Source organism: Brachybacterium sp. SYSU DS0246 (genome assembly GCF_059391765.1).
Genome location: NZ_JBZXYT010000009.1, coordinates 98,398 through 122,080 on the forward strand (window position 1 = coordinate 98,398; position 23,683 = coordinate 122,080).

Consider the following 23,683-nt stretch of genomic DNA (forward strand, 5'->3'; position numbering starts at 1 on the left):
CGTCCGGCCGCGCGGGCCCTGCATGGCCGGACGCTCGAGGTCGCGACGGTCCACGCCCGGCCGTGGGCCGTCAGCCGATGACAGCGGCGCGGAGGCTGGCGGCCGCGGCCCGTCGTCGACCGCGGGCCGGAGCGGACGCCGGGAGTCAGCCGACGGCGGCGATCGGCACCGAGACCGGCGTGCCCGACCCGTCCCGGCGGCCCGTGGGCTCGGGCAGGTCGATGGGCTGGCCGGCCTCGGAGGAAGCACGCGCCGGATGCGGCACCACCCACGCCCCGATGAGCGAGTCCTCGCCGCGCAGGAAGCGGTGGCAGCGCAGGCCGGCGGTGGCCCGGCCCTTGGCGGGGAACTCGGTCAGAGGGGAGACCTTCAACGAGCCCGTCTGCAGCAGAGGCAGGGTCGAGGAGCTGCCGGCGACGGTCACCACATCGGCGTCCGCGGTCACGTCGATCACGCCGAAGGAGACCACCTCGGCGCCCGGCGCGAGCTTGATCCCGGCGACGCCACCGGCACCGCGGCCCTGGGGGCGCACGCCGGAGGACGGGAAGTGGAGCAGCTGGGCATCGGAGCTGATGAACACGAGATCCAGATCGGTGTCCTCCTCGAGGTCGGCCACGCCGACCACGGAGTCACCGTCCTTGAGCGAGATGATCTCGAAGCCCTCGGACCGCGGGAAGTCCAGTTGGACCCGCTTGACCACGCCCTGTCGGGTGCCCAGGGCGATCGCCCCGCCGCGGGCCACGTCGGCCTCGGCGATCCGGATCAGGCCCAGGGCCCGCTCCTCGCGCTCGAGATCGATGAGGTCGGCCAGCCGTGCCCCGCCCGCCAGCGATGGCGCACCGTTGGTGGGGGCGAGCGACGGCAGATCCACGACCGACAGGTGCAGGACACGACCGCGGTCGGTGACGACTCCGACGGTGGAGCGAGTACTGGTGCGGGTGTGCGAGACGACCACGTCGTGTGAGCCGCGCGGCCCTTCGCGCACCAGTGGGCCCTGCCCGGCGATGCGGGCGACCAGCCCGGTGCCCGTCAGCAGCACCGAGCAGGGCTCGTCGGCCACCTCGAGGGAACCGCCGGCTGCGGCGACGGGCTGTTCGGCGGCCTCCAGCAGGACGGTGCGGCGGGAGTCCCCGTGCTCGGCGGCGACGGCCGCCAGCTCGTCGGAGACCAGCCGGCGCAGCGCTTCCTCGGAACCCAGGATGGTCTGGAGCTCCTCGATCTCGCGGCGGAGGTCGTCGCGCTCGGCCTCCAGGTCGATCTGCGAGAAGCGCGTCAGACGGCGCAGACGCAGCTCGAGGATGTAGTCGGCCTGCAGCTGGGTCAGGTCGAACACGCCCATCAGGCGGGTGCGGGCGCTCTCCGCGTCGTCGCTGGAGCGGACGATCTGGATGACCTCGTCGATGTCGACGATCGCCAGCAGCAGGCCCTCGACCAGGTGCAGGCGCGCCTGGTGCTTGGACAGACGGTGCTCGGTGCGCCGGCGCACCACCTGCAGACGGTGGTCGACGAACACCTCCAGCAGCTGCTTCAGACCCATCGTGCGCGGCTGGCCCTCGACCAGGGCGACGTTGTTGATCCCGAAGGACTCCTCCAGCGGGGTGTACTTGTACAGCTGCTCGAGCACGGCCTCCGGGTCGAAGCCCGACTTCACGGTCAGGACCAGGCGCAGGCCGTGGTGACGGTCGGTGAGGTCCTGGTAGTCGGTGACGCCCTGGACCCGCTTGGACTGGACCGCGTCGCGCAGCTTCTCCGCGAACCGCTCGGGACCCACCTGGTAGGGGAGCTCGGTGACGACGATGCCCTTGCGGCGGGAGGTGACGTTCTCGATGCGCGTGGTGGCGCGCATCTTGAACGAGCCGCGCCCGGTGCGGTACGCGTCCCGGATCCCGGCGAGCCCGATGATGCGACCGCCCGAGGGAAGATCCGGTCCGGGCACGAAGCGCATCAGCTGCTCGAGGTCGGCCTCGGGGTTCTCGATGAGGTGGCGGGCGGCGGCGATGGTCTCGACCAGGTTGTGCGGGGCCATGTTCGTGGCCATGCCCACGGCGATCCCGGACGCCCCGTTGACCAGCAGGTTCGGGTACTGCGCGGGGAGCACTTCGGGCTGGGTCAGCTGATTGTCGTAGTTGGGCACCGTGTCCACGACGTCCTCGTCCAGCGATGCCGTCATCAGCAGCGCGGAGGGAGCCGGGCGTGCCTCGGTGTATCGGGGCGCAGCGGGGCCGTTGTCCAGGGAGCCGAAGTTGCCGTGCCCGTCGACCAGGGGCATGCGCATCGAGAAGTCCTGGGCCATGCGCACCAGGGCGTCGTAGATCGCGGTGTCGCCGTGCGGGTGGAGCTTGCCCATCACCTCGCCGACCACGCGCTGGCTCTTGACGTGGCCCCGATCGGGGCGCAGCCCCATCTCGGCCATCATGTAGAGGATGCGGCGCTGGACCGGCTTCAGGCCGTCACGAGCATCCGGCAGAGCCCGCGAGTAGATCACGGAGTACGCGTACTCCAGGAACGAGGACTCCATCTCACTGGTGACGTCGATGTCGACGATCGTCTCGTCGACCGCGTCGTCCCCGGCGGGCGGCTGCGTGCTTCGTGATCGGGCCATGAGGGACATGATGGCGCATGACCGGCCACGATCCCGGGAACCGGGCGGCGTGAGAGACGTGAATCCCGTCAACTCCACCAGCTCCGAGCGCCTCTGCGCGGGCGACGATAGGATCCCGGCATGGCGGAGAGGCGTGAAGGACTGCGGTCCCTGCGCCGTCGCGCCACGGGCAGCGGTGGCTCGTCGGCCCCGGCGTATCCGGCCCACTGGGAGGCCGACATCGCGCTGCGCGACGGCTCCGCCGCGCATCTGCGCCCGATCCTCCCCGAGGACGCCGACGCTCTCCAGGCCTTCCACCAGCGCCAGTCGGAGCGGTCGAGGTACCTGCGGTTCTTCGCGCCGATGCCACGCCTGTCCCCGCGGGACCTCGAACGCTTCACCGTGGTGGATCACCACGACCGGGTGGCGTTCGTGGTGCTGGTGGGGGACGACATCCTCGCCGTCGGCCGCTACGACCGGGTCGAGCAGGACGCCGCCGAGGTGGCCTTCAACGTCTCCGACGCCCACCAGGGCACCGGGCTGGCCTCCGTCCTGCTCGAACATCTCGCGGCGGCCGCCCGCGAGCGGGGGATCAGGGTGTTCACCGCGGAGGTCCTCCCGCAGAACTCCCGGATGATCAACGTCTTCACCGACGCGGGCTTCGACGTCGAGCGCACCCTGGACGACGGCGTGGTCCTGGTCTCCTTCCGGATCGATCCCACCGTCCGCTCACTGGCTGTGATGGCAGAGCGTGAGCACCGGGCCGAAGCCCGCGCCATGGAACGCCTGCTGCATCCCGAGTCCGTGCTGCTGGTCGGCGTCTCCTCGCGGGCGGACTCCGCCGGGGGACGCTTCCTGACCGCCCTGGAGCTGTCCGGATACACCGGCGCGGTCCACGTCATCGCCCGCGAAGCACTGGAGCTGCGCGGCCACAGCACCTACGCCCACATCGGGGACGTGCCCGGCACCGTCGACCTCGCCGTGATCGCCCTGCGTCCGGAGTCCTGCCTCGCGGCCATCGAGGAATGCGCCGCCATCGGCGTCCACAGCGTCGTGATCCCCACCGAGGGTTTCACCGACAGCGAACAGGGCGGGCGGCTGCAGCGTGAACTGGTGGCCCGCGCCCGCCTGCATGGCATCCGCCTGCTGGGCCCCGGCTCCCTGGGCTTCCTCCGCACCGGCGAGGACGCCATCAGCCTGTCCCTGGCACCGGCGATGCCCCGCCGCGGCCCCGTGGCGCTCGCCGGGCAGTCCAGCGCACTGTCCGCCCTGCTGCTGGCCGGGACCGACACCCGGGGCGTCGGCATCCACGAGTTCGTCGGCGTCGGCAATCGGGCCGACGTCTCGCTCAACGACACCCTCCAGCATTGGGAGGACGACGAGAACGTCGGGGTGATCGGCCTGGCGCTCGAGTCGATGGGCAACCCCCGCAAGTTCACGCGCATCGCCCGTCGCCTGACCCGTCGGGTACCGGTCATCGTGCTGCGTCCGCCGGGCGTGGGCTCGACCGCACCGCCCGGGCACGACGTGCGCTCCTCCACCCTCCCGCGCCGTGCCCTGGACCAGGTGCTGGACTCGGCCGGTGTGGTCCAAGCCGGGGGAGTGGACCACCTGATGGACATCGTCGATGCCATCGGGCGCCAGGGCCTGCCGCCCGGTGCCCGCGTGGGCCTGCTCTCGAACACCGCGGCCCTCGGTGCCGCCCTGCGCGGCGCCACGGACCAGGCGGGCGTCGAGGTCGTGGCCGACAACCGCAGCGTCCCGCTGTCCTCCGACCCGCGCCTGGTCCAGCGCGCCTTCACCTCCATGGCCGGGCGCGGTCAGACCGACCTGCTCATCGCCGGGATGCTCGACCCGCTGACCGGGGACCCGGTCGAGGTGATCCGGCAGATGGCGACCGTGGCCCGGCACAGCGAAGTGGCGCTGCTGGTATGTCTGATCACCAGCGCGGAGCGCTACGCCGAGGTCCAGCGCGCCGTGCGGCAGGACCCTTGGCTGCCCCCGGTCCATGCCACCCCCTTCGGCGCGGTCCGCGCCGGTGCCGGGATGCTCGCCGCCACGCTGCGACCGGCCGCCGACGACGACGCGCCCGCCCAGCGCGAGGACATCGACCGCCTCGCCGCCCGGGACCTCGTCGAGAGCCACCGCCCCGAGGGCGGTCAGGAGAGCACCGACCTCGCGCCCGAGAACGTGAGCGCGCTGCTGGCGGCCTACGGGATCAGCGTGCTGCCCGCCCGGACCGTGCAGGACGCCGAGGACGCCGTCGAACAGGCGTCCCGGATCGGATACCCGGTGGTCCTCAAGAGCACCGATCCCGTGCTGCGGCACCGGCCGGACCTCGGGGGAGTGCGCTCCGGCATCCCCGATGCCGTCCAGCTGCGCCACGCCGTCTCGGCGATGCGCCATGACCTGGCCTTCTCCACCGCCCCGCTGGAGGTCCAGGCGATGGCGCCGCCCGGTGTGCCGATGGTGGTGCGCAGCGTCGAGGACCCCTCCCTGGGCCCCGTCCTCTCGCTGTCCGTGGCCGGCGATGCCACCGATCTGCTCGACGACATCGCCTATGCGATCCCGCCGTTCAGCGAGAGCGCCGCAATGCGCCTCGTCGATGCTCCCGCCTCGGCGGTCAAGCTGCGCGGGACCCGCGGCCTCCCTCCGGCGGACCGCGGCGCCCTGGCCGATCTCGTCGTGCGCGTCGGACTGCTCGCCGAGGACGTCCCGGAGCTGGCGGCACTTGAGCTGCATCCGGTTCTGGTCGGCCAGGACGGTCTCACCGTCGTCAGTGCCACCGCCCGTCTGGATGCGGCACCGAACCGCACCGACAGCGCACGGCGGGTGCTGTCGGGCCCAGCCGGGGTGTGAGCATGAGCGTCGGCGGCCGCCTCCCTGTCGAGTGTTCCGTGGTGGTCCGCAGCGGCCGGCCCGTGGTGCTCCGCAGCGGCCGGCCCGTCGTGGTCCACAACGACTGCTCCGGCCGCGCTGCGCGTGGGACAATGGACCGATGACCACCGCTCTTCCCGCCGAACTTCTCGCGGATCTCGAGACCGCCGGGTACTTCCCGCAGACGGCCGCGCAGAGCCTCGAGCGCTCTCTGCGTGGAGCCGCCCTCCTGGCCTACCTGGTGCGGCCGGAGACGACGTTCGATGGCCCCGAAGTGCGGCGCCACCTCACCGTCGTCGTGCTGACCGGGACGCACCTGCTGGTCACCCACCTCGACGACGACCCGGCCGATGCGATGAACCCCAGCCAGGTCGTCTCCACCACGGAGCGGATCCGGCTCCAGCGGATCACCGGCACCGGCCTCTCCCAGGTCTTCGACACCGACGGACAGCAGACCCCGGCCCGGGAGGCCGAGGTGACCCTCGGGATCACCTGGAACGGGTCGCGGCGCGTGGATCTCGAGCGCGCCGTGTGCGAGGACCCGAACTGCCAGGTCGACCACGGATATACCGGCACGATCGCACCCTCCGATCTGGCACTGCGCGTGAGCGCGCTGGCCGACGGCGATGACGCGGTCGAGGCAGCGCTGCGATTCCACGCCGAGCTCGTGGACGCCATCGACGCGCTCGACGCCTGAGCGCTGTGCCTGAGCACATGCCCGCCCGCGCCTGCGTGCCCGAGTGGCCCGAGGATCTCCTCGTCCCGCCCTTCGCCGGCGGCGCGCACCCTGGGATCCTCGACGTGCTGTCCCCACTGGTGGGATCTCCGCAGCCGGGACGCGATGTCGTGGTGCTCCTGGACGGCTTGGGGGCGGATCTGCTCGCCGAGCACCGCGCTGTGACGCCCACACTGCGCCGCCTGGAGTCGGAGACCGCACGCATCCGGACGGTCACCCCGGCGACCACCGCGACCGCCATGGTCTCGCTGCACACCGGCCGGGCGCCCCTGGACCACGGCGTGCTCGGATATCTCACCCACGACCCGGCCAGCGGCCAGGCCCTGAACCAGATCAAGGGCGACCCGGGTGTGGACCCGCGGCAGTGGATGCCGGAGCCGACACTGGTCGAGCTCGGATCCCGCCGCGCCGTGCAGGTGGGCCCCGCGAAGCACGCGGGATCCCACCTCAGCGGCGTCGCCTACCGCGGCTGGGAGTTCCTCGGCCACGGACGGGGAGACCGCGTCGAGGCGGTGCGCACGGCTGTCCACCGTGCCGGCCCCGACGGTCTCGTCCACCTCCATGTCGACGACGTGGACCACATCGGGCACCATGCCGGCGTGGACAGCGAAGACTGGCGGACCGCCCTCTCGGAGGTCGACGCCCTGGTGGGAACCCTGCTGCGACGTCTGCCCCGCGGCACCCGGGTCCATCTCACCGCCGACCACGGCATGGTCGACACCTCACCGGGCACCACGATCGATCTCGCCGCCCACCCGCGCCTGCACGCGCTGGTCGCCGGCGTGGCCGGGGAGGCGCGGGCGCTCGCGCTGCGCGCCATCGAACGGGTCGGTGCGGCGGAGGACCTCGCCGCCGGACTCAGGGAGCTGCTCGGGCCACGAGCACTCGTCCTGACGCGGGATCAGATACTGGCTGCCGGCCTGCTGGCGCCGGTGGGGACAGAGGTGCCCGCACGCGTCCGCGGACGCATCCCGGACGTGCTGGTGCTCGCACGCGGACGCTGGAGCATCGACGACTTCTCGCGACGTTCCGATACCGCCCGGGCCATGATCGGCGTGCACGGCTCGCTCACCTCCGCCGAGGCGTGGGTGCCGCTGATCCGCACCACGGTCTGAGGCCGGCGCCTAGGCGCTGACGAGGCGCCGCCGAACGCTACGGCTCGGGCACGGCCGAGCGGGAGAACGTCACCGTCCGGACGGGGCCCGGGGTATCAGTCGTGCTTGGACCCGAAGACGATCTCGTCCCAGCTCGGCATGGAAGCCCGCTTGCTCTTGGACTTCGCCGGCTTGCTCGGCTTGCTGGGGTTGGTGGACTTATCGTTCTCGTGCTTCTCGGCCGGCGTCCGGGAGGAGGCGTCGTCATCGAATCCCGGCAGCGGTGTGAGATCGACCGTGTCCTGGTACTCCACGGGAGCGCCTGCGGACCCGTCACTGCCTTCCCCGGCGCTCGCGGCTCCGTCCGCCTCCAGCGCGGACTCGGCCGGCTCCGCGCCACCGGAGACAGCAGCATCGGCCTCATCGGAGTGGACGGGGTCGACGGAATCCGGGGAACCGGCAGCACGGGCGCCGCTCCCCGTCGTCTGGTCGGAGGCGGAATGCTCCAGCAGCGCTTCGCGATCCGAATCCTCGAGGTCCTCGCCGGTCTCGTCCGCCGCATCGCGAACAGCGACGCGGCGGGGACCCTCGGGCGCGGAGGTCCGGGTCGCCGCGTCCTCGGCTGGGCCCACGGCGGCGCCATCGGGTCCGTCGGTGAACTCGTCCTCGTCGGTGACGTCCTCGTCCAGGCTGGCCCAGACGGTCGTGGAGTCATCCGGCGGCGGGACCGAGCGCAGCCCGCGGCGGGCGTTGAGCGCATCCAGCTCGCCGTCGTCGATGGCGGAAGGGTGGTCGCCGGAGACGGAGGGCTGGCCGGAGCTCCGTCCGCGGCCGCGGCGGGGCCCGGCGCTGTTCTCGTCGAAGGCCCCGTCGGCCTCGAGATCGTAGACCGAGCTCTTGACCGCCTGCAGGCGGGCACGGCCCCGGGTCGGCTCCGGCGGGGCGTCCTCATCGCTGATCCAGCGCGCCTCGTCGTCGACCGAGGCCACCGAGCGGTTGTCGAGATCGGCGACCCAGTGCGCCTGCCGGGTCCGGCCCGCTGCGGAGAAGGTCAGCTGGAGCGTCCAGGTCCCGTCACCACGTCGCCAGGCGTCCCAGGTGGTCTCGCCGGTGGCCTCGCGGGCGGCCAGCCGCTCGGCGACCACCTCGTCGAGGCTGGGGCCGCCGCGGCCGACGGGGAACGTGCGTACGCGCTGTGCGGTCCATTCCCGTTCGGCGAGCACAGGGCCCTCGTACCGACGTACGTGCTCGAGGGGGATGTCGGCGGCTTCGGAGATGTCCTCGGCGCTGCGCCCGGAGCGCAGCATGGACTGGATCTCCCGGGGCCTGACCGGTGCGGAGTCCGCCGCCTGGATCATGCCCAGGGCCGGGCGGTCCCGCCGCACCGCTGCACGCAGGGCCTTGTCGATGCGCAACGTGTAGCGCTCGCCGTCGGAGTCGACCAGGATCACATGCTCGCCGTCGTCATGGATCCCGTCGAGTTCGAGCTCTCGCATCGTCGTCCTCTCCGTCGGAGCCTGGTCCCTCGCGGGCAGAAGTTCTCGCGTCCGCGACTCCTCGCATGCAGAAGTCTAGGCGGTGACCATATCGCGGCCCGCTGTCCACCGCCTGCGTTCGCGCCTGGAACGGGGGCGTGTTGCGTGCATCTGTGGATCCGGGACGCGCAGGGGCCGACGTGATGCGGTGGGCGCGGTCTGCTCCCGCGCTCGGCTCTCGCGGATGAACCGAGCGGAGCCGGCGCCGGCGTCGACGTCCGCTCCGGAGTCCGGGCAGTGGCCCGGACCTGGACCACGCCCGGCCGAGGACCGTCCCGAGACCGGCGCGAGACCTTCCCGAGACCTCCCCGAGACATTGCGTTGCCCGTCGCAGACCTCTCTGCAATAATGCCGCCGCATTCAGCGTTGCGACCAGGACCGACCCGCAGGGGGCACGGGCAGTCTCGCCAGCGCAGGACCGCCGCACGCACCGAGGTCGGACGACCGCCGAGACAACCAGGAACGGACCGTAGATGGCCACAGATTACGACGCCCCGCGCAAGAACGAGGACGAATCGAACGACGACTCCATCGAGGAGCTCAAGGGCCGCCGGAGCGAAGCGGCGGCCCCCACGGTGGACGAGGACGAGGCGGAGGCGGCGGACTCGTACGAGCTCCCCGGCGCCGATCTCTCCGGCGAGGAGCTCTCCGTGAGAGTTCTTCCCCGTCAGGCCGATGAGTTCACCTGCGCCAGCTGCTTCCTCGTGAAGCACCGCAGCCAGATCGACCACGTCGAGGGCACCCTCATTATCTGCAAGGAGTGTGCCGCCGCTTGAGCGGCGATCACTTCCGCGCACGATCTCGCCAGGACGGCGCCGCATCCATGTCGGATGCGGCGCCGTCCTGCATGTCGTGGGGCCCAATGCCGCAGCGTCGACCGTCTCCGGCGTCCGGTCTCCCGTGCCGCGGGAGTCCGGCTCGAGCCCGCTGAGGCGTTCGCCCCGCTCAGCCGCTTCGCGAGTCCCGTCGGGCGCTGCGCAGTGCGAGCGCGAGGTCGTCGGGACGGCGTGAGGAGCCGACCCACGCGGTGGTGGGATCCTCGTCATCGAGCACCTCGACGCGGAAGCCCGAGGAGACCCAGCCGCGCACGCAGTGATGCGCAAGAGGCTCGAAGCCCTGACCCATCGTGGTGCGCCACTCGTCCCCGCGCAGCACCGTCGCCTCACCGAGCTGATCGACCTCGATCCGAGCGCGGCCCATCGTGAACCAGCCGTCCTTGACCTCCAGGACGGGGGAGTAGAGCACGGCGAGGATCACCGCGACGATGATCGAGACCACTCCGACCACGAGCGCGGTCGTGAGATGCAAGGGCACGATGACCACCCCGAGGATGGAGCCGAGCGCCACCACCACGACCCAGGTCCCCGGGCCGGGCAGCAGGCGCTCACGGAAGAGAGGCTCCTGGTCACGGGGGCGATTCGGGGCGGATGGTGCGGGCTCTCCGGTTGGCGAAGCGGTGTGGGGATCGACGGCGTCGGGCATGCGCTCATCGTCTCACGCAGCCTCTGGACGCTCCAGCGCGCTGACGGCATACCCTGTGCCCATGCCTGCTCTGCCTGACTTCACGACCGAGGACGCGGACGCCGCACCCGCCCCCATGGGGACGCAGCCGTTGCGGATCCGTCTCGCCCCCGGCACGCCGATGCCCCACCGCGCCCACGCCGACGACGCCGGCCTGGATCTCTCCAGCGCCGAGGACGTCGAGATCCCCGCCGGGGGGCGAGCCCTCGTCGACACCGGGGTCTCGCTCGCACTGCCCCCCGGCACCGTGGGACTGGTCTGCCCCCGCTCGGGACTGGCCTCCCGGCACGGCATCACCGTGCTGAACGGTCCCGGTATCGTGGACGCCGGATATCGCGGGCCGATCAAGGTCTCGCTGCACAACACCGACCTGTCCGAACCGTTCGCCCTCGCGGCGGGGGACCGGATCGCCCAGCTGGTCGTGGTTCCGTTCCTGGCGCCGGCGCTGCAGCAGGTCGATGACCTCGACGCCACCGATCGTGACGCCTCCGGCTTCGGGTCCAGCGGCGGCTTCGGCCCCGGACCGGCACCGGCCGGCACCGACGAGCACAAGGAGGGATGACCGTGGGACTGTTCTCCCGCAGGAAGCGCGCGGAGTCCGACGAGGGCGAGCACGCCGTCCCCGAGGACTCCCTCGAGGACGTCGGTCTCGGCCAGGACGAGGACGACGCCGAACCGACCGGGGCCGACGAGCCGGAGGCCGACGAAGCGCCCGGCGAGGCGCCCCCGCGAGCCGAACACCTCGACGAGGGGCCCTTCGACGCCCCGGACGCCCCCGACGAGGACCGCATCGACCTCGGCGGCCTCCAGGTCCCCACCATCGAGGACATGGAGCTGCGGATGGAGGTCGACCAGCGCACCGGAACCGTCACCGGCGCGAATCTGGTCATCGGCGGCTCGTCCCTGCAGGTCCAGGCGTTCGCCGCCCCGAAATCGCGCGGCCTGTGGGACGAGGTGCGCACGTCGTTGCGCGACTCCGTCGTCAAGCAGGGCGGCACCGCCGAGACCCGGCCCGGCGTCTTCGGGACAGAGCTGATCACCCGGCTGCCCGTCAAGCGCACCGATGGCCGTACCGGGTACCGCCCGGCGCGCTTCATCGGCATCGACGGGCCTCGCTGGTTCCTCCGCGCGATCCTCACCGGCAAGGCGCTGTCCGACAAGGAGCAGGCCAAGAGCTTCGAGACCCTGGTCTCCCGCCTGGTCGTGGTACGCGGAGGCGAGGCGATGGCGCCCCAGGAACTGATTCCGCTGACGTTGCCCGGCCAGCGCCCGGGCCTCACCCAGACCGGCGCCGGCCCGCTGGATCCGCTGGCGCGCGGCCCCGAGATCACGCAGATCGGATGAGCACGCCCTCCCCGGGCCCCGGCCCGTCCCAGCCCCCACGGTCCGGTGGACCGGCCGACCCGGCGCGACCGGGCGAGAATGCCGAGCCGGCGCGACCGACCCCTGCCCGCTCGCCCGGAGCGGGAGAAGGCGATCCGGTCAAGCGCGGCCTCGGAGGCGTCCTGCATCAGGAGGAGTTCTCCGTCGCCGACGCGATCGGCGGGCCGCGCGGCATCGCCGAATCGGTGCTGCCGACGCTGCTGTTCATCGTCCTGTACGTCGCCACCCGGTCCGTGACCCTCGCCTCCGTCTCGGCGGTCGCGGTGGTGGCAATCTTCCTGGTGGCACGCCTTATCCAGCGCCAGAGCCCCTCGACCGTGCTCGGCGGCCTGATCGGGGTGGGCCTCGGGGCGGTCCTCGCGATCCGTTCCGGGGACGGCTCCGACTTCTACGCGCCCGGCCTCGCCATCAATGCCGTGGCCCTGGTGGTCCTGGCGATCTCGCTGCTGGTGCGGCGGCCGCTGGTCGGGTACTTCATCGGTGCCCTGGATCCGCGCGTGAAGGACTGGGCGCAGGATCCCGACGCCCGCCGCGTCTACGGCCGGGCCACTGTGCTGTTCCTGGCGCTGTACGCCGCGAAGCTGGCCGTCCAGGTGCCGCTGCTGCTGACGGGTCAGGTGGCGGCGCTCGGCGTGGCCAAGCTCGCCATGGGCCTGCCCGCCTTCGCGGTGATCGCCTACCTGGTGTGGTTGATGCACCGCTCGCTGCTCTCCCGCGGCGGGTACTCCTGAGGCTCCGTCTCGAGCTCTGAGCCCGCAGCTCGACCACCCGGCGCCTCGTCCTTCCGGTGCCGAGACGTAGGCTTCTGCTGGGCCTCAGCTCGCCCGGGCGGGAGCGTGCCGGTCCCCGCAGGGGTCCGCCTGGTGGGACACTGGGGGCCGAAGAGTTCCCGGGCGTGAGCCTCGGCCGGCGCCGGAACTCGCCACGAGATCGAGGAGCTGCGGTCCGCGACGGCACGAGTGCGCGCGGACGGAGGAGGAGTGGTCCGATGAGCCCGGACGCCGAACGAGTGCCCAGCCCCGCCGTCGGCGGCCGACTTCTGACTCTCGCCGTCGGACCACCCGCGGCCGGCGGCACCTTCGTCGCCCGCCACGAGGGACGAGTGGTCTTCGTCCGTGGCACCACACCGGGAGAGACCGTGACGGCCCGGCTGCTCGATGACCCCGAGGAGAACGCCTCGGCCCGGTTCTGGCGCGCCGAGGCGATCGATGTGCTCGAGGCCGGCGTGGACCGGGTGCCCTCGGTGTGGGAGGAGGCCGCCGCTGACGGCGTCGGCGGGGCGGAATGGGCCCACATCGCCCTCCCCGCCCAGCGCCGCATCGCCAGCGAGGTCATGCAGGAACTGCTGCGCCGCGCCGGAGTGACCAGCTACCCGATCGAGGACGTGCAGGTCGAGCCCGCGCCGCACGATCTCGACGGGCTCGGATGGCGCACCCGCGTGCGCTTCGCCGTCGATGCCGACGGGCGCGTCGGGATGCGCGGATGGCGCTCCCACGAGGTGCGCGACGCCGGCGAGAACCCGTTGGCCGCCCCGGCCATCCGGGACCTGCGCCTGGGGGAGTGGACCGCCCCGGAGGGCACCGAGGCGATCGACGCCGTGGCCCCGTCGGCGGGACCCGCCTCCGTGGTGCTGATCGGTCGCGAGCTCGACCCCGCCTCGGTCGTCGTCCCGGACAGCTGGGGCGATGCCGGGGTCGCCGTGCGCACCGGCCGCGGCCTGGTGCCGCTGCGCGGGGACGGAACCGTGCGCGAACGGGTGGGCGAGCGCCTGTTCGCCGTCAGCGCCACGGGCTTCTGGCAGGCTCACCGCCGCGCGGCGGAGCTGCTCAGCGAGGTCGTCGAGTCCACCCTTCGGGCGCCCCACGGCGGCAGTGCCTGGGACCTCTACGGAGGTGTGGGCCTGTTCGCTGCGACCGCGGCGGAGCAGGTCGGCCGTGACGGCAGCGTCATCACGGTCGAGGGCAACCGCCGCGCCTCCCAGCTGGCGGCCGAGAACCTCGAGGATCTGCCCCAGGTCTCGACCGCCACGGCCGACGTCACCGACTGGGTCAGAGCCCGTCGTGGCGGCGTGGACGTGGTCGTGCTCGACCCGCCCCGCAACGGCGCCGGCACCGAACTGATGGGTCTGCTGGCCAAGGCGGTGCGACAGCGGATCGTGTACGTCTCCTGCGAGCCCTCCACCCTGGCCCGCGACCTCGCCGCGATCGAGAAGGCCGGCTGGAAGATCTCCGAGCTGCGCGCCTTCGACCTCTTCCCGCATACCCACCACGTGGAGTCGGTGGTGGTGCTGGAGCGCGACAGCGAGTCCTGAGCCCGGCGCTCCCGTGGTAGGCTTTATCTTGACGTCAAGATATCTACCGGAGATCACTCCGGAGACCCCCGTGGCCACGCCCGGCGAGCGTCGTGCACCTGCGCGCCGCCCGGGACGGTCACGGCGTTCGCCCGTCCGCCCCGGCGGGCGCGCATACGATGGAGGGGTCGCCTCATCACCCAAGGAGTTCGCCTCATGAGCACTGTCGACTCATTCGCCGCGAAACAGGATCTCACCGTCGGCGGCACCGACTACGAGATCTTCGCGCTCGACGCCGTGGAGGGCGCCGACAAGCTTCCCTACAGCCTCAAGATCCTGCTGGAGAACCTGCTGCGCACCGAGGACGGTGCGAACATCACCGCCGACCACGTCCGCGCGCTGGCGAACTGGCAGCCCAGCGCCGATCCCTCGGTCGAGATCCAGTTCACCCCGGCCCGCGTGATCATGCAGGACTTCACCGGTGTGCCCTGTGTGGTCGACCTCGCCACCATGCGCGAGGCCATGCAGGAGCTCGGCGGTGACCCCGAGAAGATCAACCCCCTCGCCCCGGCCGAGATGGTCATCGACCACTCCGTGATGATCGACGTGGCCGGCAGGCTCGACGCCCTCGAGCAGAACATGGAGCTGGAGTACGAGCGCAACAAGGAGCGCTACCAGTTCCTGCGCTGGGGCCAGACCGCCTTCGACGACTTCAAGGTGGTGCCCCCGGGCACCGGCATCGTCCACCAGGTCAACATCGAGTACCTTGCCCGCACCGTCATGACCCGCGAGGTCGATGGCGCACTCCGCGCGTACCCGGACTCCTGTGTCGGCACCGACTCCCACACCACGATGGTCAACGGCCTGGGCGTGCTGGGCTGGGGCGTCGGCGGCATCGAGGCCGAGGCCGCCATGCTCGGCCAGCCGGTCTCCATGCTCATCCCGCGCGTGGTCGGCTTCAAGCTGACCGGCGAGATCCCGCCGGCGGCGACTGCGACCGACGTCGTGCTCACGATCACCGAGATGCTCCGCGAGCACGGCGCCGTCGGCAAGTTCGTCGAGTTCTACGGCGAGGGTGTCGCCCAGGTCCCGCTGGCCAACCGTGCCACCATCGGCAACATGAGCCCCGAGTTCGGCTCCACCTGCGCGATCTTCCCGGTCGACGAGGTCACCGTGGACTACCTGCGCCTGACCGGCCGCTCCGAGGAGCAGCTGGCCCTCGTCGAGGCCTACGCCAAGCGCCAGGGGCTGTGGCACGACCCCTCGAAGGAGGCCGAGTACTCCGAGTACCTCGAGCTGGACCTGTCCACCGTGGTCCCCTCGATCGCCGGCCCCAAGCGCCCGCAGGACCGCGTGGCCCTGACCGAGGCCAAGGAGAACTTCCGCGAGGTCCTCCCCTCCTACGCCGGCGACGGCGTTCCCGTCCACGAGATCGATACGCCCGAGTCCGGCACCTTCCCGGCCTCGGACCCGGCCGCCCAGGGCTCCGACAACGACTCCGGCGGCGAGGCCCCCGTGGAGGTGCCCGCGGCTCAGGGCCGTGCCTCGAACCCGGTGCAGGTCAAGGGTCAGGACTTCTCGATCGACCACGGCATCGTCTCGATCGCCTCGATCACGTCCTGCACCAACACCTCCAACCCCTCGGTGATGATGGCGGCCGGCCTGCTGGCCCGCAACGCCGCCGACCGGGGCCTGACCTCGAAGCCGTGGGTGAAGACCTCCATGGCGCCCGGGTCCCAGGTGGTCACGAACTACTACACCAAGGCCGGCCTGTGGCCCGCGCTCGAGGAGCTCGGCTTCCATCTCGTCGGCTACGGCTGCACCACGTGCATCGGCAACTCCGGCCCGCTGTCCCCGGAGATCTCCGAGGCCATCGCCGAGAAGGACCTCGCCGTCACGGCAGTGCTCTCGGGCAACCGCAACTTCGAGGGCCGCATCAACCCCGACGTGAAGATGAACTACCTGGCCTCCCCGCCGCTGGTCATCGCCTACGCGCTCGCGGGCACGATGGACTTCGACTTCGAGAACGACCCGCTGGGCACCGACAAGGACGGCAAGGACGTCTACCTGCGCGACATCTGGCCCAGCCCCACCGAGGTCGAGCAGGTCATCGCCGAATCCATCTCCCAGGAGATGTTCACCGACGACTACAAGGACGTCTTCACCGGAGACGAGCGCTGGCGCAACCTCGACACTCCCGAGGGTGCGACGTTCGCGTGGGACGAGGAGTCCACCTACGTGCGCAAGCCCCCGTACTTCGAGGGCATGGAGCTGCGCCCGGAGCCGGTCACCGACATCGAGGGTGCCCGTGTCCTGGTCAAGGTCGGCGACTCCACCACCACCGACCACATCTCGCCCGCGGGCGCGATCAAGCTCGACTCCCCGGCCGGTCGCTACCTCCAGGAGCACGGGGTCGCGCGCAAGGACTTCAACTCCTACGGCTCGCGCCGCGGCAACCACGAGGTGATGATCCGCGGCACCTTCGCCAACATCCGTATCCGCAATCAGCTCCTGGACGGGGTCGAGGGCGGCTACACGAAGAACTTCCTGACCGGTGAGCAGGAGTTCATCTACGACGCCGCCCAGGCCTACGCCGAGCAGGACATCCCGCTGGTCGTCCTCGCCGGCAAGGAGTACGGCACCGGCTCCTCCCGGGACTGGGCCGCCAAGGGCACCAAGCTCCTCGGGGTGCAGGCCGTGATCGCCGAGAGCTTCGAGCGCATCCATCGCTCCAACCTCATCGGGATGGGCGTGCTGCCGCTGCAGTTCCCGGCCGGCGAGTCCGCCGAGTCGCTGGGCCTGGACGGCAGCGAGACCTTCTCCATCGCCGGCGTCTCCGCCATCAACGAGGGCGCCAGCCCCAAGCAGGTCGCCGTCACCGCACAGAAGGAGGACGGCACCACGGTGGAGTTCGATGCGGACGTCCGCATCGACACCCCCGGCGAGGCCGAGTACTTCCGCAACGGCGGCATCCTGCAGTACGTGCTGCGCCAGCTGGTCGCGTGAGCCGGGACGGCCCGGGCTCCCGCAGCCCGGGTCGTCGACCCCGGTTCATCGACCGTGGGCGAGAGTCCCGGTGAGTGCGTGCGCCCCGTCAGGCTTCGGCCTGGCGGGGCGCTCTGCGCGGGGCGGGCATGGTTCTCCTCCGGATATGGGACTAGGCTCCTGGCCAGCGCTGGTCCGAGACGTCCGGAAGGGGATGATGATGTCCGATCACGAGGCCTACATCTCCGCGGCGCCCGAGCAGTTCCGGCCGGTGCTCGACCAGCTCCGCGGCGAGCTTGCGGCCGCCCTGCCGGAGGCCCGTGAGGTTCTGAAGTACGACATGCCGGGTTTCGAGATCGGGGGGTCGGTCGTCGCGGGGTATGCGGCCTTCAGCCGGCAGTGCGGCCTGTATGTCGCCGCAGGTGCCATCGCGTCGCACGCCGAGGACATCGCCGCGGCCGGGCTGAAGGCGACCAAGACCGGTGTCACCTTCACGGCGCGGAAGCCGATACCCGGGGATCTGATCCGTCAGCTCGCGCTCGCCTCCCGCCGCGAGCACGGGAGATGAGCGAGCCCGACGGCACCGCGCAGCAGCGCGGCGACGTCCACTAGTGCACCGCTGCGCACGGATACTGCACCGCGATGCACACTCCGGTGGGGACCGGTGAATCACCGGTGAAGATGTGCACGAATGTGACCATGCGGTCCGTCGATACAGGTCAGCACGACGTACGCTGGCGGCATCCCGTCCCCGAGGCCGATGGAGGACCTGCGCATGTCGACCTCTCAGCAGCATGCCGTCCGGTACGCCGCACCGTCCGCGCCGGCCCCCTCCGCGGCCCCTCGCCCGGCCGCCGGTGACGCCTCACCCGGGGCCGGACCGACGGACGTGGACATCCCCGCCGATCCCGCCCGGCTGCGCGAGCTGGCCCCCACCGAGCTGCCGGCGCTCGCACGCACCCTGCGCCGACGGCTGGTGGAGATCACCTCGCAGCACGGCGGGCACCTCGGTCCCAACCTCGGCGTCGTCGAACTGACCCTCGCCCTGCACCGCGAGCTCGACTCTCCGCGCGAGGCGATCGTGTTCGACACCGGCCATCAGGCCTACGTGCACAAGATGCTCACCGGCCGGGCCGATCTCGCCGGCCTCCGCGGCGCCGGAGGCACGGCCGGGTACCCGGACCGCGCCGAGTCCGCCCACGACGTCGTCGAGAACTCCCACGCCTCCGGCTCGATCGCCTGGGCGCACGGCATCGACCGCGCCCACCGCCTCGCCGGCGAGCCCGGGGTGTCCGTCGCGGTCACCGGCGACGGGGCACTGACCGGCGGCGTCGGCCTCGAAGCGCTCAACGAGCTCGCCACCGACGTCGGCTCACGCACCATCGTGGTGCTCAATGACAACACCCGTTCCTACGCGCCGACCGTCGGGGGACTGTCACAGCACCTGCGAGACCTGCGCGAGGGCACGGTCGCGGCGGGCGACGACCTGTTCAGCTCCCTGGGACTGACCTACCTGGGGCCGATCGACGGCCACGACCACGCAGCCCTGGCGCGCGCACTGCGGCAGGCCCGGGCGGCGGCCGAGGATCCGGAGCGCCCCGGTGTGGTGCTGCACGTGATCACCCGTAAGGGAGCCGGCTTCGCCCGCGCCGAGATGGACGCCCTCGACCACTGGCACACCACCGGGCCCTTCGACATCGAGCCGCCGAACGAACCCGAGAGCGCTCCGGTCCCGGAGGCGAGCGATTCGCCGGCCCCTCCCGCAACCTGGACCGCTCGCTTCTCCGCGGCGGTTCTCGAGGCCGCACGCGCGGACGATCGCGTCGTGGCCCTCAGCGCCGCGATGATCGACCCCGTCGGCCTCGCATCGATGCAGCGCGAGCTGCCCGAGCGCGTGATCGACGTCGGCATCGCCGAACAGCTCGCCCTGGACACCGCTGCCGGACTCTCCCGCGGCGGGGCGAAGCCTCTGGTCGCCCTGTACTCGACGTTCCTGAACCGGGCCTTCGACCAACTGCTGCTGGACGTCGCGCTGCACGGCGAGGACGTCACCCTCACGCTCGATCGCGCCGGGATCACCGGCCCCGACGGGCCGAGCCATCACGGCATCTGGGACCTCGCCCTCGCTGCCCAGGTCCCGGGAATGGCCGTCTGGGCGCCGCGTGACGGCACGCGACTCGATGATGCTGTGACCGCCGCCCTCACCGTGGCGGGGCCGTCGCTGGTGCGCTTCCCGAAGGGCTCGTGCCCGGCGGAGATGGACGCCGTCACCGTGACGGCGGCGGGGCATGTGCTGGCCGGGGATGCCGAGCAGCCGATCGACGTGCTGATCGTGAGCATCGGCGCGCTGGCCGATCGCGCTGTCGCGGCTGCTCAGGAATGCTCCGGGCTGGGGAACGTCGTGGTCCTGGATCCTCTCCAGGCGCTGCCTCTCCCCGCGGAGCTGGTCGACCTGGCCGCCGGTGCCCGCGCCGTGGTCACTCTCGAGGACGGCGTCGCCTCCCGTGGTGTCGGAGCGGCGCTTCGCGGACACCTCGGCGACCGCGCGAGCGTCTCGAGGCCGACGCCGCCCGTGCGCACCCTCGGGATCGACCAGGCGTTCATCCCGCACGGGGACCGCGGACGCCTCCTCGCCGAGCAGGGCCTGGACGCTCCCGGCATCGCATCGGCGGTGCGTGACGTGCTGCGCTGACGCGCGCGACTGCACCGCCCACGGAGCTGAGGCTCCACGGCCCGGGGAGCTGTGACTCCTCGGTCCAGGGCTCCTCGGCCCAGGAAGCTGCTCAGCCCAGGAAGCTGCTCAGCCCAGGGAGCTGCTCAGCCCAGGAAGCTGCTCAGCCCAGGGAGCTGCGCGGAGCGGGGTCGTCCGCCCGGGCCGTGAGGATGACCGGATCGCCCTCGGTGACCTGCAGCGTGTGCTCCGCGTGCGCTCCGCGGGAGCCGTCGGCCGAGAGCTGGGTCCAGCCGTCGGCCTCATCGACCACGAGCTCGGAGGTGGTGGGGGAGAGGAACGGCTCGACGGTCAGCAGTTGGCCGGCGACGAGCTCGAGCCCTCCGCCCGGGGTGCCGTGGTTGGGCACGAACGGCGCTTCGTGCATGGTCCGGCCGACGCCGTGCCCGCCGAAGCGGTTGTTGATCGTGTATCCGAGGCTGTGGGCCTCGTTCATGACGGCATGGCCGATGTCGCCGACCGTGTTGCCGGCGCGCACCTGATCGATGCCCGCCCACATCACCTGTTCGGTGTCGCGGATCAGCTGCAGATCCTCGGGGCGGGGCGTGCCCACCGTGATCGAGAGGCAGGAGTCGGCGACCCAGCCCTCGACCTCCACGGCGAAATCCAGCGAGAGCAGGTCGCCGTCGGCCAGGACCCGGTCGTAGGGGCGGCCGTGCAGGACACCGTCGTTGACCGAGGTGCAGATGACGTGGCCGAAGGGGGAGGCCCCGAAGGCCGGGTGGTAATCGAGATAGCAGCTCGTCGCGCCGGCCTCGCGGATCAGCCGATGCGCTTCGGCGTCGATGTCCAGCAGATTCCAGCCGACATCGACCACGGAGCGCAGGTGGGAGAGCACCGAGGCGACGAACTCGCCGGCCGGCCGGGCCTGGTCGAGGGTGGGCAGCTCCTGCGTCGCGTCGCGACGGCGTCGTCCGAGGATCATGAGGTCTCCGAGGTGTCGGGGCGGGCGGCAGGGGGATCGGCTGGGTCAGCGGAGGACGTGCGCTCCTCGGACCATTGCCAGGTGACCAGGCGGGCTCCCACCCAGGCGATGGCGGCGGCGAACAGCGAGGCGCCGATCAGGTGGAGGAAGACGATCAGCTCCGGGAGCCCGGTGTAGTACTGGACGTACCCGATGACGCCTTGGAGCAGCGTCAGCACGACGAGGCCCCACCCGGCGGTGATCGCCTCCCGGCGGGCCCGGCTGCGGTGCAGCACCACGAGCAGCGCGGCCAGCAGCGCACAGAAGACGTAGACGGCTCCGGCGTGGAAGCGGGTGACCACACGCGGGTCAGCGGCGATACGGGTCACTTCGCCCGCGTCACCGGAATGCGGGCCGGTGCCGGTCACGATGGTGCCGAGCACGAGCACGGTGAAGCCGACAGCGGCCAGCGGGATGTAGAGCCGCAGCGCACGGACAGGCACGGCGAGGCGGACGGGCCCGTCCCCGTCGTAGAGCCGCACCAGCAGCACCATGGAGACTGCGCCGAGCAGCGGTGAGATGAGGAAGTGGGGGCTGACGAGTCCGGGGTGAAGGTCGAGCCAGACGACGAATGCCCCGATGAGGGCCTGCAGCAGGGTGCCGATCAGCGGCACCCAGGCCAAGCGGCGGAACCCGGGACCCTTGTGGCTCAGCCACCGCCACGTCACCAGCAGCACCGCGATCGCGAAGATGCTCAGCACGCCGGTCAGGGTGCGATTTCCGAACTCCACGAACGGGTGGATACCGGAGGCCATCGTGAACTCCGGTGTGAACTGGCCGGGCTCGCAGTTCGGCCACGTCGAGCAGCCCAGCCCGCTGCCGGTCAACCGCACCGCGCCGCCGGAGAGGATGATGCCCATCTGGCAGATGAGGTTTCCCCACAGCGCGATCGCGGCGAGGCGTGCCCGGCGCCGCGGTCCCCAGGACCGCAGGCGAGGATCGGGCAGCGTGGTGATGCGGCCGTGGCGCTCGGGGACGCGTGCGGTCGCGGGCGAGGCGACGGGACCGGGGGACATGCGGTCGATTCTAGGGATGGCGACGGGAAGTTCCCTGATCGAGCGTCGCTGATGCGACCGATCCCGCACTGCATCGGGATGGCGACCGCTCCGAGCCCCGGGCACTCAGCGGGTCGATCACCGCGGCAGGGGATCCTTCAGCTGTCGGTCCAGCGGAACCATCGGATCACGGCGAGCGCACCGAGCACCGCCCATGCCATCAGCACCAGCAGCGAGCCCGGGGAGAACGGGCCTCCGGCCAGGCACGCCCGCATCAGCTCCCCGAGAGCACCCGAGGGCAGCAGATCCACCAGGCCGCGCAGCAGATGCGGATAGGTCGCCGGCGGCAGGGCGACGCCGCCGGCGGCCACCAGGACGACGAACACCAGGTTGGAGACCGCGAGCACCGCTTCGGTGCGCAGGAGGCCGGCGATCAGCAGGCCGAGCGAGCCGAAGGCGACGGTGCCGAGCAGCCATACCGGGACCACCGCCAGCATTTCCAGCGCTGCGGGTCTCCAGCCGAGGATCAGAGCGAGCCCGCCGAGCACGAGGACCTGGATCACCTGGACGAGAAGCGTGGCGAGGATCTTGCCGGCGAGGTACCCGTCGCGTCCCAGCGGTGTGGTCGCCACCCAGCGCAGCACGCCGTTGCGGCGGTCGAACCCGGTCTGGATCGCCTGGGAGGTGAAGGATGTCGAGATCAGCGCGGTGGCCAGGGTCGCGGAGAGCGCCGTGTCGATCGGGTCCGCGCCGTCGAGGCGGCCGATGGGCAGCAGGCGCAGGCCGATGAGCACCATGGCGGGCAGGGCGATCGCCACCATCAGCTGCTCGCCGTTCGAGAGGAGCGTCCGTGCCTCGAGCGCGGCATGGGCGATCACCCTGCGCAGCATCGACGCAGGCCGCGGCGCGGGCCGCGGGGCAGGCGCCGAGGTCGGCTCCGGGCTCCCGCCGGCTCGGCGGGTCTGGGCAGGCCGTGGTGCGGGCGATGGTGACGACAGGGGTGCGTCGTCGGCGGCGGGGCTCATCTCAGCTCCTCAGCGGGCGCGGCGGCGCTGCTGCCGGGGGCGAGCGGCGCCCCAGCTCGCGACGCGGGCTCCTGCCGATCCGCACGGTCCTGCTGCATGAGGTCCAGCAGCACGGCCTCGAGATCCGCGGCGCCGGCACCGGTGATCTCCAGCCGTGCGCCGTGACGAGCGGCGGCGGCCTGCAGATCCGCCTCGAGAGCGGGCACGGAGGCCGGGTCGACGCCGTGCGCGGTCGCGCGTACGGCGACGGCGCCGTGCTGGGCGTCGTGCGCGGTGATGATGTCCTGGACGGAGCCCGTGGCCAGGGTCCTCCCGCCTGCGATGACGCAGACGGCGTCGGCCAGGCCGACCACGTCGTCCATCATGTGGGTGGTCAGCACGACGGCCGTGCCGGTGTCGGCGAGGGAACGGATCAGGTGGCGCACCCGCTGCCGAATCGAGGGGTCCATGCCGGCCGTGGGCTCGTCCAGGAAGATCAGCTCGGGACGGCCGATGATCGCGAGGGCCAGCGCGAGGCGCTGCCGCTGTCCACCGGACAGCCTCCGCACGAGGGTGGTGGCGAACCCGTCGATCCCGAGGTGCTCGGCGACCTCGTCCACCGGCAGCGGGGCGGCGTGCAGGCTCGCCCCGTAGCGCAGCAGAGACATGGCTCGGGCCCCCGAGGTCAGCCCGCCGTCCTGGATCATGACGCCGACGCGGGCACGGTGGCCGGGGCCGGCGCGCCAGGGGTCGCGGCCCAGCACCGACACGGTTCCGCCGGCGGGGCGCAGCAGCCCGGTGGCACAGGAGACCACGGTGGTCTTGCCCGCGCCGTTGGGACCCAGGAGCGCTGTCACCTCACCGCGGCGCGCGGTCAGCGAGAGCCCGTCCAGGGCGCGGACGGGGCCGTAGAAGTGCGTGAGGCTCTCGGCGTGCAGGGCCGGCGGCGCCGGGGACGGCGCGGGGGAGTGGTCTGTCATGTCGGCA

Annotated in this window: 18 protein-coding genes; 11 read left to right on the plus strand and 7 right to left on the minus strand. The window is 71.9% G+C overall.

All coding sequences use genetic code 11. From position 1 onward, the window contains the following. Positions 1-145: 145 nt before the first annotated feature. Positions 146-2,602, minus strand: coding sequence for a DNA gyrase/topoisomerase IV subunit A (locus AC5020_RS06365; protein ID WP_464987621.1), 2,457 nt, complete (start codon positions 2,600-2,602; stop codon positions 146-148). 120 nt (positions 2,603-2,722) lie between these two features. Between AC5020_RS06365 and AC5020_RS06370 the strand changes: the two genes are divergently transcribed. The 3 genes from AC5020_RS06370 to AC5020_RS06380 all read left to right on the plus strand — a co-directional run bounded on the left by AC5020_RS06370 (position 2,723) and on the right by AC5020_RS06380 (position 7,309). Further along, positions 2,723-5,440, plus strand: coding sequence for a GNAT family N-acetyltransferase (locus tag AC5020_RS06370; protein ID WP_464987622.1), 2,718 nt, complete (start codon positions 2,723-2,725; stop codon positions 5,438-5,440). 139 nt (positions 5,441-5,579) lie between these two features. Further along, positions 5,580-6,155, plus strand: a complete 576-nt coding sequence (locus AC5020_RS06375) for a DUF5998 family protein (protein ID WP_377020041.1) — start codon at positions 5,580-5,582, stop codon at positions 6,153-6,155. Between the two features lie 17 nt (positions 6,156-6,172). Then, a complete protein-coding gene (locus AC5020_RS06380; RefSeq protein WP_377020040.1) occupies positions 6,173-7,309 on the plus strand; it encodes an alkaline phosphatase family protein in 1,137 nt (378 codons plus the stop codon). A 95-nt stretch (positions 7,310-7,404) separates the two neighbouring features. Here AC5020_RS06380 and sepH read toward each other — a convergent pair whose 3' ends face one another. Beyond that, entirely contained in the window at positions 7,405-8,784 is a 1,380-nt protein-coding gene (sepH, locus tag AC5020_RS06385) for a septation protein SepH (protein ID WP_377020039.1), read from the minus strand. Positions 8,785-9,296: 512 nt separating this feature from the next. On the opposite strand from sepH, the gene AC5020_RS06390 reads away from it, so the two are divergent. Beyond that, entirely contained in the window at positions 9,297-9,599 is a 303-nt protein-coding gene (locus AC5020_RS06390) for a DUF4193 domain-containing protein (protein WP_377020038.1), read from the plus strand. A gap of 169 nt (positions 9,600-9,768) precedes the next feature. Here the strand turns inward: AC5020_RS06390 and AC5020_RS06395 are convergent, their stop codons facing one another. Continuing rightward, a complete protein-coding gene (locus AC5020_RS06395) occupies positions 9,769-10,305 on the minus strand; it encodes a DUF3093 domain-containing protein (RefSeq protein ID WP_464987623.1) in 537 nt (178 codons plus the stop codon). A 61-nt stretch (positions 10,306-10,366) separates the two neighbouring features. Between AC5020_RS06395 and dut the strand changes: the two genes are divergently transcribed. The 7 genes from dut to AC5020_RS06430 all read left to right on the plus strand — a co-directional run bounded on the left by dut (position 10,367) and on the right by AC5020_RS06430 (position 19,694). Then, complete coding sequence (gene dut, locus AC5020_RS06400; protein WP_494564403.1) at positions 10,367-10,906, plus strand: dUTP diphosphatase; 540 nt, start codon at positions 10,367-10,369, stop codon at positions 10,904-10,906. A gap of 2 nt (positions 10,907-10,908) precedes the next feature. Next, positions 10,909-11,688, plus strand: a complete 780-nt coding sequence (locus AC5020_RS06405; protein WP_494564405.1) for a DUF3710 domain-containing protein — start codon at positions 10,909-10,911, stop codon at positions 11,686-11,688. After that, the gene (locus AC5020_RS06410) at positions 11,685-12,458 is read left to right on the plus strand and encodes a DUF3159 domain-containing protein (protein WP_377020035.1); all 774 of its coding nucleotides are present in this window, start codon (positions 11,685-11,687) and stop codon (positions 12,456-12,458) included. The genes AC5020_RS06405 and AC5020_RS06410 overlap by 4 nt, the downstream gene beginning before the upstream one ends. A gap of 257 nt (positions 12,459-12,715) precedes the next feature. Further along, a complete protein-coding gene (locus AC5020_RS06415; protein WP_464987625.1) occupies positions 12,716-14,038 on the plus strand; it encodes a class I SAM-dependent RNA methyltransferase in 1,323 nt (440 codons plus the stop codon). Between the two features lie 195 nt (positions 14,039-14,233). Then, positions 14,234-17,023, plus strand: coding sequence for an aconitate hydratase AcnA (gene acnA, locus AC5020_RS06420; RefSeq protein WP_377020033.1), 2,790 nt, complete (start codon positions 14,234-14,236; stop codon positions 17,021-17,023). A gap of 193 nt (positions 17,024-17,216) precedes the next feature. Next, positions 17,217-17,570, plus strand: coding sequence for an iron chaperone (locus tag AC5020_RS06425; protein WP_464987626.1), 354 nt, complete (start codon positions 17,217-17,219; stop codon positions 17,568-17,570). 207 nt (positions 17,571-17,777) lie between these two features. Then, the gene (locus AC5020_RS06430; protein WP_464987627.1) at positions 17,778-19,694 is read left to right on the plus strand and encodes a 1-deoxy-D-xylulose-5-phosphate synthase; all 1,917 of its coding nucleotides are present in this window, start codon (positions 17,778-17,780) and stop codon (positions 19,692-19,694) included. 142 nt (positions 19,695-19,836) lie between these two features. On the opposite strand, the gene map is transcribed toward AC5020_RS06430, so the two are convergent. The 4 genes from map to AC5020_RS06450 form a co-directional block, all read right to left on the minus strand. Next, positions 19,837-20,658, minus strand: coding sequence for a type I methionyl aminopeptidase (gene map / locus AC5020_RS06435; protein WP_464987628.1), 822 nt, complete (start codon positions 20,656-20,658; stop codon positions 19,837-19,839). Continuing rightward, on the minus strand, positions 20,655-21,713 hold the full coding sequence (locus AC5020_RS06440; RefSeq protein ID WP_464987629.1) for a COX15/CtaA family protein: 1,059 nt from the start codon (positions 21,711-21,713) through the stop codon (positions 20,655-20,657). Before AC5020_RS06440 ends, map begins: the two co-directional genes overlap by 4 nt. 137 nt (positions 21,714-21,850) lie before the next feature. Then, a complete protein-coding gene (locus AC5020_RS06445; protein WP_464987630.1) occupies positions 21,851-22,582 on the minus strand; it encodes an ABC transporter permease in 732 nt (243 codons plus the stop codon). A gap of 131 nt (positions 22,583-22,713) precedes the next feature. Next, positions 22,714-23,676: an ABC transporter ATP-binding protein gene (locus AC5020_RS06450; RefSeq protein WP_464987631.1), complete on the minus strand. Its 963-nt coding sequence runs from the start codon at positions 23,674-23,676 to the stop codon at positions 22,714-22,716. Positions 23,677-23,683: the final 7 nt, after the last annotated feature.

Bases quoted from the DNA above. Each gene is read 5' to 3' on its own strand.
- AC5020_RS06365 (WP_464987621.1), bottom strand. From the start codon at position 2,602: ATGGCCCGATCACGAAGCACGCAGCCGCCCGCCGGGGACGACGCGGTC.
- AC5020_RS06370 (WP_464987622.1), top strand. From the start codon at position 2,723: ATGGCGGAGAGGCGTGAAGGACTGCGGTCCCTGCGCCGTCGCGCCACG.
- AC5020_RS06375 (WP_377020041.1), top strand. From the start codon at position 5,580: ATGACCACCGCTCTTCCCGCCGAACTTCTCGCGGATCTCGAGACCGCC.
- AC5020_RS06380 (WP_377020040.1), top strand. From the start codon at position 6,173: ATGCCCGCCCGCGCCTGCGTGCCCGAGTGGCCCGAGGATCTCCTCGTC.
- sepH (WP_377020039.1), bottom strand. From the start codon at position 8,784: ATGCGAGAGCTCGAACTCGACGGGATCCATGACGACGGCGAGCATGTG.
- AC5020_RS06390 (WP_377020038.1), top strand. From the start codon at position 9,297: ATGGCCACAGATTACGACGCCCCGCGCAAGAACGAGGACGAATCGAAC.
- AC5020_RS06395 (WP_464987623.1), bottom strand. From the start codon at position 10,305: ATGCCCGACGCCGTCGATCCCCACACCGCTTCGCCAACCGGAGAGCCC.
- dut (WP_494564403.1), top strand. From the start codon at position 10,367: ATGCCTGCTCTGCCTGACTTCACGACCGAGGACGCGGACGCCGCACCC.
- AC5020_RS06410 (WP_377020035.1), top strand. From the start codon at position 11,685: ATGAGCACGCCCTCCCCGGGCCCCGGCCCGTCCCAGCCCCCACGGTCC.
- AC5020_RS06415 (WP_464987625.1), top strand. From the start codon at position 12,716: ATGAGCCCGGACGCCGAACGAGTGCCCAGCCCCGCCGTCGGCGGCCGA.
- acnA (WP_377020033.1), top strand. From the start codon at position 14,234: ATGAGCACTGTCGACTCATTCGCCGCGAAACAGGATCTCACCGTCGGC.
- AC5020_RS06425 (WP_464987626.1), top strand. From the start codon at position 17,217: ATGATGATGTCCGATCACGAGGCCTACATCTCCGCGGCGCCCGAGCAG.
- AC5020_RS06430 (WP_464987627.1), top strand. From the start codon at position 17,778: ATGTCGACCTCTCAGCAGCATGCCGTCCGGTACGCCGCACCGTCCGCG.
- map (WP_464987628.1), bottom strand. From the start codon at position 20,658: ATGATCCTCGGACGACGCCGTCGCGACGCGACGCAGGAGCTGCCCACC.
- AC5020_RS06440 (WP_464987629.1), bottom strand. From the start codon at position 21,713: ATGTCCCCCGGTCCCGTCGCCTCGCCCGCGACCGCACGCGTCCCCGAG.
- AC5020_RS06445 (WP_464987630.1), bottom strand. From the start codon at position 22,582: ATGCTGCGCAGGGTGATCGCCCATGCCGCGCTCGAGGCACGGACGCTC.
- AC5020_RS06450 (WP_464987631.1), bottom strand. From the start codon at position 23,676: ATGACAGACCACTCCCCCGCGCCGTCCCCGGCGCCGCCGGCCCTGCAC.